At 62.4% G+C, this 16,873-nt stretch carries 17 protein-coding genes; 11 read left to right on the top strand and 6 right to left on the bottom strand.

Going from position 1 to position 16,873, the window contains the following annotated elements; all coding sequences use genetic code 11:
* Positions 1-9: 9 nt before the first annotated feature.
* Both Q8M42_RS05130 and Q8M42_RS05125 read left to right on the top strand, forming a co-directional pair.
* Positions 10-936 (top strand): lipase secretion chaperone, encoded by a 927-nt coding sequence (locus Q8M42_RS05130; RefSeq protein WP_304865149.1) that lies wholly within the window; start codon positions 10-12, stop codon positions 934-936.
* A 3-nt stretch (positions 937-939) separates the two neighbouring features.
* Positions 940-2,718 (top strand): hybrid sensor histidine kinase/response regulator, encoded by a 1,779-nt coding sequence (locus Q8M42_RS05125; protein WP_304865147.1) that lies wholly within the window; start codon positions 940-942, stop codon positions 2,716-2,718.
* On the opposite strand, the gene Q8M42_RS05120 is transcribed toward Q8M42_RS05125, so the two are convergent.
* The 4 genes from Q8M42_RS05120 to Q8M42_RS05105 all read right to left on the bottom strand — a co-directional run bounded on the left by Q8M42_RS05120 (position 2,687) and on the right by Q8M42_RS05105 (position 6,435).
* Positions 2,687-3,304, bottom strand: coding sequence for a response regulator transcription factor (locus tag Q8M42_RS05120; RefSeq protein ID WP_304865145.1), 618 nt, complete (start codon positions 3,302-3,304; stop codon positions 2,687-2,689). The genes Q8M42_RS05125 and Q8M42_RS05120 overlap by 32 nt on opposite strands.
* 144 nt (positions 3,305-3,448) lie before the next feature.
* Positions 3,449-4,699 (bottom strand): OmpP1/FadL family transporter, encoded by a 1,251-nt coding sequence (locus tag Q8M42_RS05115; RefSeq protein WP_304865143.1) that lies wholly within the window; start codon positions 4,697-4,699, stop codon positions 3,449-3,451.
* A 165-nt stretch (positions 4,700-4,864) separates the two neighbouring features.
* Entirely contained in the window at positions 4,865-5,344 is a 480-nt protein-coding gene (locus Q8M42_RS05110; RefSeq protein ID WP_275962516.1) for a hypothetical protein, read from the bottom strand.
* A 236-nt stretch (positions 5,345-5,580) separates the two neighbouring features.
* Positions 5,581-6,435, bottom strand: a complete 855-nt coding sequence (locus Q8M42_RS05105; RefSeq protein WP_304865141.1) for a sulfurtransferase — start codon at positions 6,433-6,435, stop codon at positions 5,581-5,583.
* 387 nt (positions 6,436-6,822) lie between these two features.
* Here Q8M42_RS05105 and Q8M42_RS05100 point away from each other — a divergent pair, with 387 nt between their 5' ends.
* On the top strand, positions 6,823-7,506 hold the full coding sequence (locus Q8M42_RS05100) for a spermidine synthase (protein WP_304865139.1): 684 nt from the start codon (positions 6,823-6,825) through the stop codon (positions 7,504-7,506).
* Positions 7,507-7,573: 67 nt separating this feature from the next.
* Here Q8M42_RS05100 and Q8M42_RS05095 read toward each other — a convergent pair whose 3' ends face one another.
* Positions 7,574-8,635 (bottom strand): SMP-30/gluconolactonase/LRE family protein, encoded by a 1,062-nt coding sequence (locus tag Q8M42_RS05095; protein WP_304865137.1) that lies wholly within the window; start codon positions 8,633-8,635, stop codon positions 7,574-7,576.
* A 146-nt stretch (positions 8,636-8,781) separates the two neighbouring features.
* Between Q8M42_RS05095 and rnd the strand changes: the two genes are divergently transcribed.
* The 8 genes from rnd (at position 8,782) to Q8M42_RS05055 (ending at position 16,274) form a co-directional block, all read left to right on the top strand.
* Entirely contained in the window at positions 8,782-9,915 is a 1,134-nt protein-coding gene (gene rnd / locus Q8M42_RS05090) for a ribonuclease D (RefSeq protein WP_304865135.1), read from the top strand.
* The gene (locus Q8M42_RS05085) at positions 9,912-10,205 is read left to right on the top strand and encodes a YcgL domain-containing protein (RefSeq protein WP_170048768.1); all 294 of its coding nucleotides are present in this window, start codon (positions 9,912-9,914) and stop codon (positions 10,203-10,205) included. Before rnd ends, Q8M42_RS05085 begins: the two co-directional genes overlap by 4 nt.
* A 29-nt stretch (positions 10,206-10,234) precedes the next feature.
* On the top strand, positions 10,235-11,167 hold the full coding sequence (locus Q8M42_RS05080; protein WP_304865327.1) for a D-2-hydroxyacid dehydrogenase: 933 nt from the start codon (positions 10,235-10,237) through the stop codon (positions 11,165-11,167).
* 84 nt (positions 11,168-11,251) lie between these two features.
* Positions 11,252-11,701, top strand: coding sequence for a YcgN family cysteine cluster protein (locus Q8M42_RS05075; protein ID WP_160087331.1), 450 nt, complete (start codon positions 11,252-11,254; stop codon positions 11,699-11,701).
* A gap of 92 nt (positions 11,702-11,793) precedes the next feature.
* On the top strand, positions 11,794-13,020 hold the full coding sequence (locus tag Q8M42_RS05070; protein WP_304865130.1) for a hypothetical protein: 1,227 nt from the start codon (positions 11,794-11,796) through the stop codon (positions 13,018-13,020).
* Positions 13,021-13,069: 49 nt separating this feature from the next.
* On the top strand, positions 13,070-13,954 hold the full coding sequence (locus Q8M42_RS05065) for a LysR substrate-binding domain-containing protein (protein ID WP_304865128.1): 885 nt from the start codon (positions 13,070-13,072) through the stop codon (positions 13,952-13,954).
* A gap of 100 nt (positions 13,955-14,054) precedes the next feature.
* Entirely contained in the window at positions 14,055-15,167 is a 1,113-nt protein-coding gene (aguA, locus tag Q8M42_RS05060) for an agmatine deiminase (RefSeq protein ID WP_304865126.1), read from the top strand.
* A gap of 9 nt (positions 15,168-15,176) precedes the next feature.
* Positions 15,177-16,274 carry an extracellular solute-binding protein gene (locus Q8M42_RS05055; RefSeq protein ID WP_370692696.1) on the top strand — a complete coding sequence of 366 codons (1,098 nt, stop codon included), beginning with the start codon at positions 15,177-15,179 and terminating at the stop codon, positions 16,272-16,274.
* A 15-nt stretch (positions 16,275-16,289) separates the two neighbouring features.
* Here Q8M42_RS05055 and Q8M42_RS05050 read toward each other — a convergent pair whose 3' ends face one another.
* The gene (locus Q8M42_RS05050) at positions 16,290-16,760 is read right to left on the bottom strand and encodes an RNA methyltransferase (protein WP_090253162.1); all 471 of its coding nucleotides are present in this window, start codon (positions 16,758-16,760) and stop codon (positions 16,290-16,292) included.
* Positions 16,761-16,873: the final 113 nt, after the last annotated feature.

The raw sequence follows: 16,873 nt of genomic DNA, 5'->3' as shown, positions 1-16,873 counted from the left end.
CTCTCTGTCGTGCCCAGCCCTCTGTTGCAAGCCGCCAAACCAGACGCCTCAACTGTTAGAGCGCCGGCAAGCCTGCCGGGTTTGCAGGGCACTGAAGTGGATGGCGAGTTGAAAGCGGACAGTGCCGGCAATCTGCAGCTGAACCTGGCACTGCGCGATTATCTGGATTACTTCCTCAGTGCTGCCGATCAGGCCGGGCTGGAAACCGTGGTCGAGGTGATGCTGGCCGACGCGCGCGGACGTTTACCGGAACCCGCCCTGGGCCAGTTTATTGGCTTGCTGGGCGACTATATGGATTACAAGCGCGCCAGCCTGGCGCTGCTGCAGCAACCCTTGAGCACAGCCCAGCAAAGCACCCCGGATGGCCAACTGGTTGCCTTGCAGCGAGCCTTCGAGCAGCTTGCAGAGTTGCGCCGTGCGCATTTTTCCAGCGCCGCAGCAGAAGCCCTGTTCGGCGCCGAGGAAGCCTACGGACGTTACACCTTGGACAATCTGGCGCTGATGGCCCGTGATGATCTCAGTGAGCACGGCAAGGCCCTGGCGCAAGAGCGTTTGCGTGCTCAGCTCCCCGAAGCCATGCGCGCCAGTGAAGAGCGTCAGGCCCAGGCGCAGGCGTTGCAGATTCAGACAGACAAACTCTGGCAGGAGGGGGCCAGCGAAGAACAAGTGCGCCAGCTGCTTGCCTTGACCTATGATCCGCCTACGGTCGAGCGTCTGCTCAGTGAGCAGCGTAACGAGCGCGCCTGGCAACAACGCTACGCCACTTACCAACAGGAACTTGCCACGTTGCAGGGCAATGGCCTCAGTGCTGCGGATCAGCAGCAGGAGCAGCAGCGTTTACGCCAGCGTCTATTCAGCGCCGAAGATCAGCACCGGGTGGAAACCTATGACGCCATTGCCGCTAAGCAGCAGGACAGCCAGTCCCCCGAGTTGTAAGCCGTGAGCCTGGAACGTCAGGAAGCGCTGCTACTGGCCCAGCAGCGCCGCGGCTACCGCCGGTTGCGGTTTACCGGCGTGCTGGAAGATGAGTTTGTCGAACACCGGGTGCAGCGTATCCGTCGCCGCTTGCTGCTGATCATCAGCACTGCGGTGATCTTCCAGCTGGTCTACACCGCCCTCGATCTGTTACTGCTGCCCCTCAATGCCAGCCTGGCGACTCTGCCAATACGTCTGCTGGGGATATTTGGCGCGTTGTTGTCCTTCTTCTACTGTCGCCGCACACACAGCCCACCGCGCCGCGCGTTACTGGTCTATGTGGCCGCTTATGCCCTCAACGGTATTTGCGTCGCGGTGATCATTCATCTGTGTTGGAGCCTGGGCGTGGCCATGCCCTATGACGGGCTGTTTCTGGTGCTGCTGTTTGGTTACGTGCTGCTGGGTGTGTCGTTTCGCGCTGTCAGCCTGGCATCCTGGGGCGTGTGCGGGTTGTTTCTGTGGCTGGGAGTGATCGCCACGGGTGGCAGCGTGGCGCTGGGTTATCAGGGGCTGTTTTTGTTCTGCGCCAATCTGATTGGCAGTGTTGGCGCCTACCTGCAGGAGCACGGCCAACGCGGCGCTTGGCTCAACCTGCGCTTACTCGATCTGGCGCGGCAGCGTGCCGAAGCCGACGATGCGCGCAAGCTGCGTCTGCTGGCCGCCGCCAGTCATGATCTGCGCCAACCGCTGAACGCCATGGGCCTGTATGCCCAGCACTTGCTGGAACAGAACCAGGACCCCGGCGTGCACCGTATCAGCAGCCGCCTGGCGATTGCCGTGGAGCAGCTCAGCCGGCTGTTGCAGTCACTGTTCGATTACACCCGTTTGACCCTGCCTGGCGGGGTGCAGGCCAAGCCGGAGGTGTTTGCCTTGCGCCCCTTGCTGGCGCGCCTAAGTGGTGAAAGCCGCGCCGAGGCCGACGCCCAGGGTGTCGAACTGCAGCTGCAATGTGCAGAACTCTGGGTGCGCAGTGATCCGCTGCTGCTGGAGCGCGTGCTGCGCAACCTGCTCAGCAACGCCTTGCGCCACGCCCAGGCGCGGCATGTCTGGCTGCACGCCCGTATGGAGCAGGGCGTGGTGCAGCTGGAGGTCGGTGACGACGGCCAGGGCCTGAGTGAGGAGGAACAGAGTCAGGTCTTCGAAGAGTTCCGTCAGCTGGATAACCCTGGGCGCAATGCCGAGCGCGGTCTGGGCTTGGGCTTGGCCATCGTCCAGCAACTGGCGCAGTTGCTGGGGCATCCGCTGCAACTGGAGTCGAGCCCAGGCGCGGGCGCGCGCTTTATCCTGCAACTACCGCAGGCTGAAGCCGGCGAGTGGCAAGCACCCGCGGCGGTTGCTGCGGCATTGAGCGGGCGAGTGTTATTGCTGGAAGACGACGCCGCAGGGCGTGAGGCGTTGTCCGGTTTATTGCAGCGCTGGGGCTGCGAGGTCTGGGCCTGTGCCGATCCAGCCGAGGCCTTGCAGTGTTTGCCCGAGGCGCAGCCGCAGGTGCTGATCAGCGACTATCGACTGGCCGCCACCGAAGACGGCTTGCGTGTAATTGAGCGCTTACGTGAAGAGACCGGGCGCATGCTGCCAGCCTTGCTGATTACCGCCGACGTCAGCGCCGACCTGCAAGAACGCTGCACCCGCGCCCATGTCACCTTGCTCGGCAAGCCGCTGTTGCCGGCTCGTTTGCGTCAGGCCTTGGCGGTGCTGTTACCGGCAGAGCTCAGAGCCAGCCCCGTTGCCGCGCCGCACTGACGCAGGCCGTACGGGTATGTACGGAAAATTCCTGAAACAGTGATTTCAGGTGGGTTTTCACCGTGTCTTCGGAGACGCCGAGCTGGCGGCTGATGGACTTGTTCGGCAAGCCTTCGGCCAGCAGCTGGAGGATTTCCATCTGTCGGGGGGTGAGCTGTGGTTTATCGCCATGCGCCGGTGCAGGCAGGGTTTCTCCCAGCAGCACGCGGGTTACTGCCTGGCGCAGTTCATCGCTATTGGCACTTTTCGGGATAAAGCCCAGCGCGCCGGCGGCCAGTGCAGCCTGGGCGTCCAGGTTGGAGTCGCTGGCGCTAAGAATCGCCACTGGGGTCATGTGCCCCTGTTGTTGCCAGCGCTGCAGCAACTCCAGGCCCGGCATGTCGGGCAGGCGCAGGTCGAGCAGAATCAGGTCGAAGCTGGCGTGTTGCAGGCAGGCTTCGGCCGCAGCAGCGGATTCGGCGGTGTGAATCTGCAGGTCGGCGCAGAGCGGGGCGAGGGCCAGGCTGAGGCCATCGAGAAAGATCCGGTGGTCATCCACCAGTAACAGGCTGAGCTGTTCGGGCAGGGCAGTGCAGAGTGCAGTCATAAGGGCTGTCTCAGGCGGCTTTATGGCCTGCCATCCTTGGCGGCCACCCGCAGGCGGTCGCTATGCGACGTTTAGAACTGTTCCAGCCAGTTCTTTTTTATTGTTGTGTACGCCGCGCGAGTGTAACCCAAACCGCTGGTTGATTTAGAAGCGGTATGTCACTTGTGCGCCCAGGCCGTGAGCCGTGTTTTTGTAGGTGGCGCGGTAGTCGTCCCGCTCGATGTGGGCGTCGTCTTCCATCAGGTAGGAGTAGGCCAGATCGATGGTCACGTCATCATTCGGGCTCCAGGCTGTGCCCAGGCTGAGGATGGTACGGTCGCCGGTAGGGATGCGTGGCGAGCGGTCGGTATTGTTGGTCGGCGACTGGTCGACGGCCAGGCCGGCGCGCAAGGTCCACTGTGGGTTCAGTTTGTAGGCGGCACCCACGGCGTGAGCCCAGGTGTCGTGCCAGTTTTGCGGCTCGCTGATGCTGGTCAGGGCACCTCCCAGCAAGCCACCAACCCCCTTGTTGTCGGCGCGGATTTCTTCCAGACGGCTCCAGCGCGTCCAGGTGCTGCCGGCGTAGAGGGTCCAGTCGGCATTCAGCTCGTGGGTCACCGAGAAATCCACCGATTCAGGAGTGGTCAGCTCCAGCGAGGCGTCGTAGGTGCCGGCGGAGGAACCGATGACGAAGCCAGGCCCGGATACTGTGGTGTCGCCCTTCAGGCGGTAATCCACCTTGGAGTGATAGGTCAGGCCGAAGCGGGTCTGCGGGGTGATTTCAAACAACAAACCGAGGTTGTAGCCCAGCGCTGTGTCATCGCCCTTGATTTCGACCTTGCCGTCACCTGCACCGGGAATTGGGTTGTTGATGGCCGAGGTCAGTTCGCCGTCGATGCGGTTGATGGTCGGGCCGAAGCCGATCGACAGTTGCTCGTTGAAGCGGTAGCTCAGGGTCGGTTGCAGGGTGATCACCCGCACTTCGCTGCGGTCGCCATGGTAGCGGCCCTGGAAGTTGCGCTCGTAATCAGTCACCAGGCCAAATGGCACATACAGGCCCAGGCCGAAGCTCCAGTTGTCGTCCAGCGGTTTGACGTAATAGCCCATGGGCGCGCCGATAAACGGCACCATATCGCCATCATTGCTGCCGCTGGCAGAGCCGCTGGCGTTGTCGATTTCGGTTTTTGCGTGGATCAGGGCAATGCCGCCGCTGACTTGTTCGCGCTTGATACGCGCCATACCGGCCGGGTTGCCGAATACGGTGCTGGCGTCGTCGGCAGAGGAGGAGCGGCCGGCGAAGGCGGTGCCCATGCTGCTGACGCTTTGTTCGTTGATGGCAAAACCACTGGCAAAGCCATGGCTGGCGGCAGAAACAAGGGCAAGGGACAGGCAGGTCTTGACGACTCTTTTGGTCACGGAGGACTCCTAGGTTTTAGCGGGGGGCGGAAACTAGCAACTTTTCCTGACCCTTGCCAAGCCTTTGAAGTTCCCGAGATAGAGCGGTTTTATGCCTTTAACAATGCGCTATTTTCTGCTAGCTGCACCGATATTGTCAGGCAAAGCCTGCCGCTTGCGTGAGCCTCAGGCCACCTGGCTAAGGCTGCCGATGCAGCGTTGCCAGGCGGCGATAAAGTCTTTGGTACGGCCGTGCGGTTTGAATACTCGGCGCCAGACCTGCGCCATGCCGAGCAGGTCGTCGGCAGCTGGCAGCTCGCGGTGCTCGGCTTCGATCAGCATCCAGGCAATCGCTGTGGCGTAGCGCAGGTTGACGGTTAGTTCCAGGTGCGGTGCGGCAAGGAAGGCATGCTGGCTGGCGAGGCCGCGCACCTGGCTGGCGAGATCCGGGTCCAGCGCCAAGTGCTGATCCCAGAGCTGCTGGTGGCGTAGGGCGGCGATGCGGTAGAGGCCGTGGCCATGTTTGTCATCGAGAGCTGAGCCGAGCCCGGATTGGCTGGCGGCGGCTCCGAGCAACAAGGCTTCGGCGGCGGTGGAGTGGCGGCCCAGGTAGAGCAGGGTAGGGCGGATGACGTACTGGCTTAACTCGCAGGCGGCAATTCCCATATAGCCCTCGGCGAAAGGTGACCGATGGGGCCGGGGCGCTGGCAGCTTCGACTTATTTTGATAAAGGCCCCACCGGGAGCGGGGTTAGCCGCTCATGTTGAAGTGTAGTGCGACCTTTCTACTGTAAAGGGCTGTTTTTAAATTGTTTTCGGCTTTCGGTTATTGCCTATATTCCAGTTGGGACTTAACCACGGCTGGCGGGCAATATCCGCATGGCCAGCCTGCATAAGCTGAAATCAGTCGCCAGTGGCCACCGGCCGGGTGGGGTCAGTGATCCATTCGCTCCAGGAGCCGGCATACAACGGCGCCAGTGGATAGCCGGCCAGGCACAGGGCGAACAGGTTATGGCAGGCGGTTACGCCCGAGCCGCAGTAAGCCACCAGCTCGCTGGCCGGGCGCTCACCCAGTTGCGCGGCAAAGCGCTGGCGCAGCTGCTCAGGGCTGAGAAAGTGGCCGTCGCTGTCGAGGTTGTCAGTGAACGCTGCGCACTGCGCTCCGGGGATATGCCCAGCCACTGGGTCGATTGGCTCCACCTCGCCTCTGAATCGCGGTAGGCCACGGGCATCCAGCAGGGTCAGTTGACTATTACCCAGGCGCTGTTGCAGCTGCGCGGCGTCGACCAGCAGGTTGGCGTCGGCGCTGCCGCTGAACGTGCCGGGAGCAGGCGTGGGCCGATCCTGGGTAAGGGCACCACTGGCTTCGCGCCAGGCCTTGAGGCCGCCATCGAGCAGGTACACGCCCTCACGTTTTCCCAGCCAGGCCAGTAGCCACCAGGCGCGAGCAGCAAAGGCGCCCGGGCCGTCGTCGTACAGCACCACTTCACTGTGATTGTTCAGCCCCCATTCGCGCAGGCGCTGCAGCAGTTGCGCAAGCTCCGGCAGGGGATGACGGCCGGTGATGCCTTTATGGATCGGCCCGGAGAGGTCGTGCTCCAGATCGGCAAACTGCGCGCCGGGGATATGCCCGTCGGCGTAGCTGCGCTGGCCGTAGGCGAGATCATCCAGGGCAAAGCGGCAATCGAGAATCAGCAGGTCGGGCTCATCAAGGCGGCGCTGCAGCTGGGCGGCGCTGATCAGTTGGGCGAGGGGCATACAGTCATCCTGTGGGTAATAAGAACCTGCTCACGATCTGCTGCGCGTCGGCCCTGCTGCGTTAAAAACAGGCTCGGAAGCCGCTTGCGGCTAACGCGCTTCAGCGCGACCCCAAAGGGGCGAGTGAAACGAGTAATGCTCATGTACAAAAGTACACTCCGCTTCCTCGCCTGCTTTGACCAGCCGGAGGCTGTTACTAACGTAGCGCCTTGCATGACTCTAGCTCGCGAGATCCTGAACAGATTCTAGGGCAGCCGGCATCATAAACCCTGCTATTGAGCTGTCGCAGCCTAGTTCTGCAAGATTTCTGCCCGCTGGGCGCTGCATCTTTGCCGGTTTATGGGCATGCTGCATCCCCGTTTTAGCTGACCCAGGTTGCCGCACGCCATGAAGCGTTTTGTATTGCTCGATACCGCCCCGATTCCCGATGGTTCGGGTGCCCTGTGCCTGTTCGAGTACGGCGAGGATTTTGTCATCAAGATTGCCGGCGGCGATGGCGGTCAGCTGATGAACACGCGCATGCATGGCTCTGAAGATGCGCTGGCGGCGATTCCCTGCAAGAAGGTCGCTGGACGGCCGGATTCGCGGGTGCTGATCGGCGGCCTGGGCATGGGCTTTACCCTGGCCGCAGCCTTGCAGAACCTGGGCAAGACCGCCGAAGTCGAAGTGGCCGAGCTGGTGCCTGGGGTGGTGGAATGGAACCGCGGTCCGCTGGGGGCCAAGGCCGGTTATCCAATCCTTGATCCGCGTACCCGGGTGATTCAGGACGATGTCGCCAATTGCTTGAAGAGCGCCGATCAGCGTTATGACGCGATCATGCTGGATGTCGACAACGGCCCCGAAGGCCTGACCCAGAAGCGCAATAGCTGGCTGTATTCCGCCCAGGGTCTGCAGCGCTGCTACCAGGCATTACGCAACAAGGGCGTGCTGGCGGTGTGGTCAGCCAGCGCCGACCGGGTATTCAGCGACAAGGTGCGCAAGGCCGGCTTCAAGGTCGAAGAAGTGCAGGTCTACGCCCATGGCAACAAGGGCACCCGGCACACCATCTGGATCGCGGAAAAGATCAAATAGGTAAATCCCGAACATTAAAAAAGCCCGCGCAACTAAACAGTTGCGCGGGCTTTTTTGTGCTGATGGCTTAGCGGATTTTCAGCTTGCCAATCCGATCATTATCCAGGCTGCCGAAGTACAGGTAGTCGCCCACCGGCTTGACCGAGGTGATCATGCGCAGGTGGGTGCCGCTGGTGTCGTGCAGGCTCTGGGTGATTTCGCCTTGTTCATTGAGGGCGATGGCAAAGCCGTAAGGCACGGCCTTGGGCCAGAAGGCGCGCGGCAGTTTAGCCAGCTGCGATTTTGCCCAGGGCGAGCGGTGCAGCATGTCGGCATCGGCTTTGCGCGGGGTCGGCAGGGCCACCCAGAAGGTGCCGTTGCGGTCGCCCTGCAGGTTGTCCGGCAGGCCCGGCAGGTTGTCGATAAAGATGTCGTGGGTGCCGGCCTTCTCGCCGCTCAGCCAGTAACGGGTGATGCGGTAGCGGTAGGTTTCGTTAACCAGCACGAAGTCTTCAGCTGCCGACAGCGCCACGCCGTTGGCGAAGTACAGGTCCTTGAGCAGCACCTTGGTTTCACCGCTGGCCGGGTTGTAGCTGAGCAGGCGGCCGTGTGGACGGGCTTCGAGCAGGTCGAGCAGATAGTCCGGTTGCTCAAAACGCTGGCTGGCATCACTGAAGTAGATGGTGCCGTCGCGGGCAATGTCGAGATCGTCGGTGAATTTGAAGGGTACGCCTTCGGCTTCGGTGGTCAGTACCTTGATCTGGCCTTGGGCGTCGATGCTCAGCAAGCCCTTGTAGGCGTCGGCGACGATCAGGTTGCCGGTGGCGTCAAAGTCCATGCCCAGTGGGCGGCCTTGGGTGTCGACAAAGGTTTCCACGCTGCCATCGGCCTTGATGCGCACGATCTTGCCGTCGTGCAGGCCGGCGTACACCTGGCCCTGGGCATCTACGGCGGTGTCTTCGGGGCCATGCACCTGGCCGCGGCCGAGCAGTTCGGCCTTCATCAGCGTGTCGTTGGGTTCCAGTACGCCGGTCATCGGCGGGATGGCCGGGGCTTCCCAGGCCAGTGGATCAATCGGGCTGGGTGTGACAGCGAGGTAGATCGCCGCCGCAGCAATCAAGGCCACAAGCAGGCCAAGCAGTTTCTTCATTTTTTTATTCCCTGTGATGAAGGTAAGCAGATGCAAGCGCCGGCCAGATTACAGGGTTCATTCGTATCTGTGATGCCCAAGGCAGCAAATGCCCGGCACAGTGCCTGGGCATATATACTGCGCGGCATTCTTGATGGGAGAGCTGTGTGGCGATTGATATTCAGTGGATTGGTGATGACGCCAGCCTGGCGCAGCATTGTGCAACCTGGCGCACGCTGGCGTTTGTGGCGGTCGATACCGAATTTATGCGGGTCGACACCTTTTACCCGATTGCCGGCCTGCTGCAGGTCAGCGAGGGCGAGCGGGCGTACCTGATTGATCCGCTGCTGATCAGCGACTGGGCGCCCTTTGCCGAGCTGCTGCAGGACCCTGCCGTCGTCAAGGTGCTACATGCCTGCAGCGAGGACTTGGAAGTCTTTCTGCGCCTGACCGGCAGCCTGCCTACGCCGCTCTTCGACACCCAACTGGCGGCCGGCTACCTCAACCTGGGTTTCTCCATGGGCTATTCGCGCCTGGTGCAGGCGGTGCTGAATATTGAACTGCCCAAGGGCGAGACCCGCTCCGACTGGCTGCAGCGGCCGTTGTCGGCCACTCAGGTCAGTTATGCGGCCGAAGACGTGCTGCACCTTGCCGAGGTGTATGCGCAGCTCAAGGCGCAGCTGTCTGCCGAGAAATACGCCTGGGTGCTGGAAGACGGCGCCGAGCTGGTCAGTAACCTCTGCCGCGAAGTCGACCCGGAGCTGGCCTACCGCGAAGCCAAGCTGGCCTGGAAACTCAACCGGCAGCAGTTGGCGGTGCTAAAAGCGCTGTGCACCTGGCGTGAAGGTCAGGCGCGCAAACGCAACCAGCCGCGTAACCGGATTATTCGTGAGCACTCGTTGTGGCCACTGGCGCGTACCCAGCCCGATAACCTGGTGGCGCTGGCGCGGATCGAGGACATGCACCCGAAAACCGTGCGCCAGGACGGCGAGTTTCTGTTGCAACTGATCAAGCAAGCGGCAGCCACCCCGGCTGAGAATTGGCCCGAGGCCTTGCCCGAGCCGTTGCCGCTTGACGCTGCGGCGCTGCTGAAAAAGCTGCGCGCCATTGGCCAGCGTGAAGGTGAGCGCCTGAACATTGCCCCTGAGCTGATGCTGCGCAAGAAAACCCTCGAAGCCCTGCTGAAAACCGGTTACCCGAATGGGCCCTACCAGTTGCCGGAGTCGCTGCGCGGCTGGCGGCGTGAATTGATGGGCCAGGCGTTGCTTGATTGCCTGGCTGCAACCGGAGAGTCCGCGTGAAACGTATCTGCTCAATCTACAAAAGCCCGCGCAAGAGCGAGATGTACCTCTATGTGCTGCGCAGCGATGGCCTCAAGCGCGTGCCGGAAAACCTGCTGCTGGCCTTCGGCCCGCCGGCCCTGGCCTTCGAGATGGTGCTGACGCCCGAGCGCGTGCTGGCCCGCGAAGACATCCACAAGGTGCTGGCCAACCTCGACGAGCAGGGCTACCACCTACAGATGCCGCCGCCGGAAGATGAATACATCGAGCATCTGCCCGATGAGTTGCTGCGCCGTAACGACCCGATGTAATCGCCATGCCCGCCACTGCGAGTGCCCCACTGCGTGTATTGATTGCCGAAGCCGAACACGCGCTGTATGCCGAGTTATTGCGCGAGCAGGCGCCTGAGCTCGAGCTGTGCGGCAGCGATCAGCCGGCCGAGTTGGCCGAATACGCCGCGAGCTGCCCGCTCTGGCTGGGCCAGCCGGATCTGCTCGCACCGCTGCTGCGTCAAGGCAGCCGGCCGCAGTGGCTGCAATCGACCTGGGCGGGCATCACGCCGCTGCTGGCGGGTGACTTGCCGACTAACTACGCGCTAACCCGTGCAGTCGGCATTTTCGGTCAGGTGATGGCCGAGTATGTGCTGTGCCATCTGCTGACCCACGAGCGCCAATTACTGGCGCGCCTGGCCGCGCAGGTCGAGCAGCGCTGGGACAATCGTCTGCCGCGCAGCCTGGCCGGGCGCAAGGTGCTGATCGTCGGTGCGGGTGATATCGGCCTGAGCGTGGCGCAGTTTCTGGCGCCGTTCGGCATCGAGCTACTGGGTATCGCCAGCAGTCCGCGCAATTTGCCGCCGTTCCGTCAGGTGGCGGGGCTCGATGAGCTGCCAAGCCTGGTAGGCGAGGCCGATTACCTGATCAACCTGCTGCCGGATACGCCAGCCACCCGTGATATTTACGACGCAGCGCTGTTCGCCGCCTGCAAGCCCAGTGCGCTGTTTATCAATGCCGGGCGCGGTGTGGCGGTGGTCGACCAGGCGCTGGTCAGCGCCTTGCAGCAGGGGCAACTGGCGGGCGCGGTGATTGATGTCTGCCGTGAGGAGCCGCTGCCTGCCGGCCATCCCTTCTGGGATGCGCCGCGTCTGCTGCTCACCGGCCACAGCTCCGCGCCGACTGATCCGCGCCTACTGGTGCAGCTGTTTGTCGATAACCTGGCGCGCTGGCGTATCGGTGAGGAACTGCGCGGGTGTGTGGACTTTCTCCGTGGTTATTAATTAACCATTCGGCTCGCCGCCCTTGGCCGCTGTTGCCCCAGCCGCTAGACTGCCGGCCTTTTCACCCCTCACCGTACCCTCGCCATGGCCGCCAAAGTCGAACCCTTCTGGAAACGCAAAACCCTCGAACAGCTGGATCAGGACGAGTGGGAATCGCTGTGCGATGGCTGCGGTCTGTGTTGCCTGCAAAAGCTTGAGGATGAAGACGATGGCAGCGTGTATTACACGCGCATCGCCTGCAAACTGCTGGATCTGCAGACCTGTCGTTGCACCGACTACAGCAACCGACGCAAATTCGTTGCTGACTGCATTCAGCTCACCCCGGCCCAGGCCGACCAGTTCCAGTGGCTGCCGCCGACCTGCGCCTATCGCCTGGTCAGTGAGGGAAAAGATCTGCTGCTCTGGCATCACCTGGTCTGCGGCGACCCTGAGCAGGTGCACAAGCAGCGCATTTCCCAGGCTGGGCGCATGCTCAGTGAAAACAGCGTGGCTGAGGATGAGTGGGAAGATCATATGATCTTCCGCGCCGGCTGAATCACGTCGATTGAGCCACGTCGATTGAACCGTGCCCGCCAATGACAGCCTAAACTCGCCTGAGTCACCGATTTGCACTGTGGAGCTTTGCCATGTTGATGCGCCGTTTGCTGCTGTCTGTTGTTCTGCTGAGCCTGAGCACGCCGCTGTGGGCGAAGAAGATCGATCTGGATTACCAGGTGCGCTTCCTACCGGATACCGAACAGGCCGAGGTCAGCCTGACCCTGGAAGACGGTGCGCCGGTGACCAGTCTGGCCTTCAATCTGGGCAAGGAGGGCGTTTACAGCGACTTTAAAGCTGACGGCCAGTGGACGCAGAACAGCGCCGAGCTGGGCACCTGGCAGCCAGGCAAAGGCAAGTCGACCCTCCGCTACCGCGTGCGAATCAACAACGAGCGCAGCGCCGGACGCTTCGATGCGCGGATTACCAAGGACTGGGCGCTGCTGCGCGGCGATGACCTGGTGCCGGCGGTCAAGCTGCGCCAGCAGGATAAAACCGAGCTGGTCTCACGCCTGCAGTTCGAGCTGCCCAAAGGCTGGCAGAGCGTCGAGACCGGCTGGCCGCGTATCGGCAAGAACAAGTTCCGCATCGACAACCCGCAGCGTAAGTTCGACCGCCCGACCGGCTGGATAGTGGCCGGCAAGATCGGCACGCGCCGTGCCAAGTTGGGTGAAACTGAGGTGACCATTTCGGCCCCGGTTGGCGAGGGCATGCGCCGTATGGACGTAATGACCCTGCTGACCTTTATCTGGCCGCATGCCCAGGAAGTGTTTCCGCGCGATCCCGCCAAGCTGCTGATCGTCGGCGCTGGTGATCCGATGTGGCGCGGCGGTCTGTCGGCGGCCAACTCCTACTACATGCACACGGACCGCCCGTTGGTCAGTGAGAACGGCACCAGTTCCCTGGTGCACGAACTGGTGCATGTGTTCAGCCGAATCCGCGCCCGTGATCGCAGCGACTGGATTACCGAAGGCCTGGCCGAGTACTACGCCATCGAGCTGATGCGCCGCGCTGGCGGGCTCAGCGAGGAGCGCTATCAGAAGATCCGCGAGCAGCTGATCCGCTGGAGTAAGCCGGTGAACAGCCTGCGCACCGATAACTCCAGTGGCCCGGTCACCGCCCGCGCGGTGTTGCTGCTGCAGGAACTGGATCGGGAAATCCGCCAGGCGACCAAGGGCAGCACCCAGCCGCGCTCGCTGGATGACGTGACCCGCGGCCTGATGCGCCTGGAGAAGGCCAGCACCAAAGACTTTATCGAGATCAGCGAAAACGTTATGGGCCGCGCCTCGAAGACCCTGGACAACAAGCTGTTGCGCTAGCCCACGCCCTGAGTAAGCATGCGGCGCAGTTGCCGATCTGGAGCCCCGCATGCGCCGCCTACCGTCCCTCACCGCCTTGCGCACCTTCGAGTGCGCCGCCCGCCACGCCCACTTTGGCCGGGCGGCGGCCGAGCTGTGCGTCACCGACAGCGCAGTCAGCCATCAGATTCGCCAGCTAGAAGAACAACTTGGCACGCCGCTGTTTGCCCGCGAAGGGCGTCAAGTCGTACCGACGCCTGCCGCGCGGCGTCTGTTGCAGCGTTTGCAGCAGGCGTTTGAGCTGATTGGCGAGGCCTGCGACGAGCTGCGTGACCCCGGCTCGCAGGTGGTGCTGCGTATCGCGCTAACCCCCGAACTGGCGCAGAAGTGGCTGGTCAGCCGCCTGGCCGACTTCAGCGACCGCTATCCGCAGATCACCCTGCATCTGCATGAACAACCGCTGGAAGCCTGCCTGCCGAGCCCGGATATCGACCTGGCGATCACCTACGGCACCGGGCCTGAGGATGCCAGCGCGTACTTTGTGCGTCCGTTGCCGACCCTGCAGTTCTTTCCGGTGTGCAGCCCCAGCCTGTTCAACCAGGGCGGGCTCAAGCACCCGCGTGACCTGGCTCGGCATGGCCTGCTGCACGATGATCAGGACGGCAAGACCTGGACCGCCTGGCTGACCACCCATGCCGGCGACATTCAACCGGCGCGTCATCTTTATCTCGGCCATGCTGGCCTAGCGCTGGAAGCCGCGGCGCAAGGGCAGGGCGTGGCCATGGGCGATAACCTCACTGCCGCCGAGGACCTGGCCAGCGGCCGCCTGGTGCGCCCGTTCAATGCCAGCGTGGCGGCGCTCGGGCAATATGCGCTGGTCTGCGAACGCATCCGCCTGGAGAAGCCGGCGGTGGCAGACTTCTTAGATTGGCTGAGTGATCACCTGGCTGAATGATGAATTGAATTCAGCTATTCCGTAATTATCGTCGTTGGAACCTTGGCCGGAGCGCCGCGTACTGTGTGGCCATCTTCCCCACAGGCATAAGGTGCATCCGATGGCGCGTTCCCTGACTTCTCTCCCTAAAGCCGATGGATTCCGTCTGCCCGGCGAATTTGAACCCAAGGCCGGTTGCTGGCTCGGCTGGCCGGAGCGCACCGACGTGTGGCGCAACGGTGCCAAGCCGGCGCAGAAGGTTTGGGTGGACATCGTCACGGCGATTGCCAGCAGTGAGCCGGTCACCGTCTGTGCCTCGGCCAGTCAATACGCCACCGCCCGCCGTCAGCTGCCAGCCCATGTGCGCGTGGTGGAAATGACCTGCAACGACACCTGGTTCCGCGACAGCGGCCCGGCCTTTCTGGTCAATGACGAGAGCGGTGAAGTGCGCGGCGTGGATTTTGAGTTCAACGCCTATGGCGGCCTCGACGGCGGCTTGTACTACCCCTGGGACAAGGACGATCAGATCGCGCAGAAGATTCTTGAAATCGAAGGTTATGATCGCTACCGCGCGCCCTTTATTGCCGAGATGGGCGGTATCCAGACTGATGGTCAGCGCACCCTGCTGACCACCGAGCAGTGCCTGCTTAACCGCAACCGTAACGCCCATCTGGGCAAAGAGGAGATGACCCGCCGACTCAGCGATTACCTTGGCGCCGAGCAGGTGATCTGGCTGCCACGCGGCTGCAAGTTTGATGAAACCGACGGCCATATCGACGACCTGGCCTGCTTTGTCCGCCCGGGCGTGGTGGTGCAGCAGTGGACCGATGATCGCTCTGATCCGCAGTGGGAAATCTACCAGGAGGCCTACGATATCCTGCGCAGTACCCGCGACGCCTGCGGCCGCGCGCTGGAAGTACACAAGCTGCCGCAGCCGCGCGTGCTGGAGTGGACGGCCGAAGAAGCCGAAGGCCTGGATCAGGATGAATCCACCCACACCCGTCAGGCTGGTACGCAGATCTGCGCCTCCTATATCAACTATTACGCCGGCAACTCGGCCATCGTCGTGCCGCTGTTTAACGACCCCTGCGACCGTGTGGCTCAGGCGACCCTGGCCGAGCTGTTCCCCACGCACCGCATCCTCGGCATCGACAATTCGCGGGAAATTCTCCTCGGTGGCGGCAACGTCGCCTGCATCACCATGCCGCAATACGCTGCGCCCAAGCGCGCCTAGGAGGCTTTGATGAAACTGCATACCAGTCTGTTGGGCATTGGTATGGGCCTGGCTGCGAGCGCGCAAGTGCTGGCGGCCGAGGCGCCGAAGCAGGTCAATCTGTTTATCTGGGGGGAATACCTGGCGCCGGATACCCTCAGCAGCTTCGAGCAAACGACCGGGATCAAGGTGGTGGTCGATCATTTCGACTCGCTGGAAACCGTGGAAACCAAGCTGCTTACCGGGCGTAGCGGTTATGACCTGGTGCTCACCGCCGGTCAGCATCTGCAGCGAGCGATCCAGAGTGGCGCCCTGCAGCCGCTAAACAAGGCCGCATTGCCACATTTCAGCGGGCTGGATAGCGAGTTCACCGGGCATATGGCCGCGTTCGATCCGGGCAACCGTTACGCCGGGCTGTATGTTTGGGGCACTACGGGTTTTGGTTATCAGCAGCAGGCCATCGGCAAGCGTATGGCCGATGCACCGACCGACAGCTGGGCGATGCTGCTCGACCCTGCGGTGGTGGCGCAGTTCGCCGACTGCGGAGTGAGCTTTCTCAATGATCCCAATGAGGTGTTCGCTGCGACCTTTCGTTACCTGGGCCTGGATATCAACAAACAGAGCCTGGACGACCTGAAGCTGGCCGAAGCGCACCTGGCCAAAGTGCGGCCGTCGATTCGCTACTTTGACAACGACCGCAATATCACCGACCTGGCCAACGGCGATACCTGCCTGGCGATGTCGTGGAATGGCAACGTGTCGATTGCCGCCGGCCAGGCTGAGCAGGCGGGCAAGCCCTATAGCCTGCACTACAGCATCCCGCGCGAAGGCACGCTGATCTGGTTTGACGCGATGGTGATCCCCAAGGACGCGCCACACCCCGAGGCAGGCCTGGCGCTGATGGACCATTTGATGACACCAGCAGTGATCGGCGCGATCACTAACACCATCTACTACGCCAACACTGTGCCGGCGGCTAATGCCACGGTCGATCCAGCCATTCTTGCCGACCCTGGCACCTACCCACCAGCTGCCGTGCGCGCGCAGCTGTATACCAAGAATGACAACACCAAGGCCTTCAACCGCGCACTGACTCGCGCCTTTAGCCGGCTCAAATCGGGGTTGTAATGGCTGGGCAGCGGCTTACTTGAGCCCAGGCCCGGACTTGGTGTTGATACCTTTGGCCATGCGGTCGTAGAGCACCACATTGACGGTGGCGGCGAGGTTCATGCAGCCCTGGGTGGGGATGTAGATTACGTCCTCACACCAGTCGAGGACTTCCTTGCTCAGCGAGCCGTCTTCAGGGCCGAAGATATAGATGGCGCGGTCGGGGTGGGTGTATTGCGGCAGTGGCCGTGCGCCTTCAACCAGCTCCACGGCGACCGGTGTGCAGCCGATGGGGATGATCTGCTGCAGGTCTTCCACACCGATCAGCGGAATATCCATATAAATGCGCTGGGTGTCGGTAATAAAGTCGCGGGCGCGGGCATAGCGTTTGCCGCTGTAGAACACCGAGGCGGCGCTATAGCAGCCGGCGGCACGCATCACTGAACCGACGTTTTCCGGGGATTTTGGGTTGAACAGGCCGATGCAGGCGTATCTCTTGTTGGCCACGGTGGCACTCGCACAGAATTTTCGGGGGGATTTTGAGGCCGCGCCAAGGGCGGCGGGCGCCAAAAAAGACGCGAGTATACCTGTATGGCCGCGACCTGAATTTTTGTAGGCGC

Origin of the sequence: Pseudomonas sp. (assembly GCF_030684895.1) — a bacterium.
GTDB lineage: Bacteria > Pseudomonadota > Gammaproteobacteria > Pseudomonadales > Pseudomonadaceae > Aquipseudomonas.
This window is presented reverse-complemented; position numbering and strand designations above follow the sequence as displayed.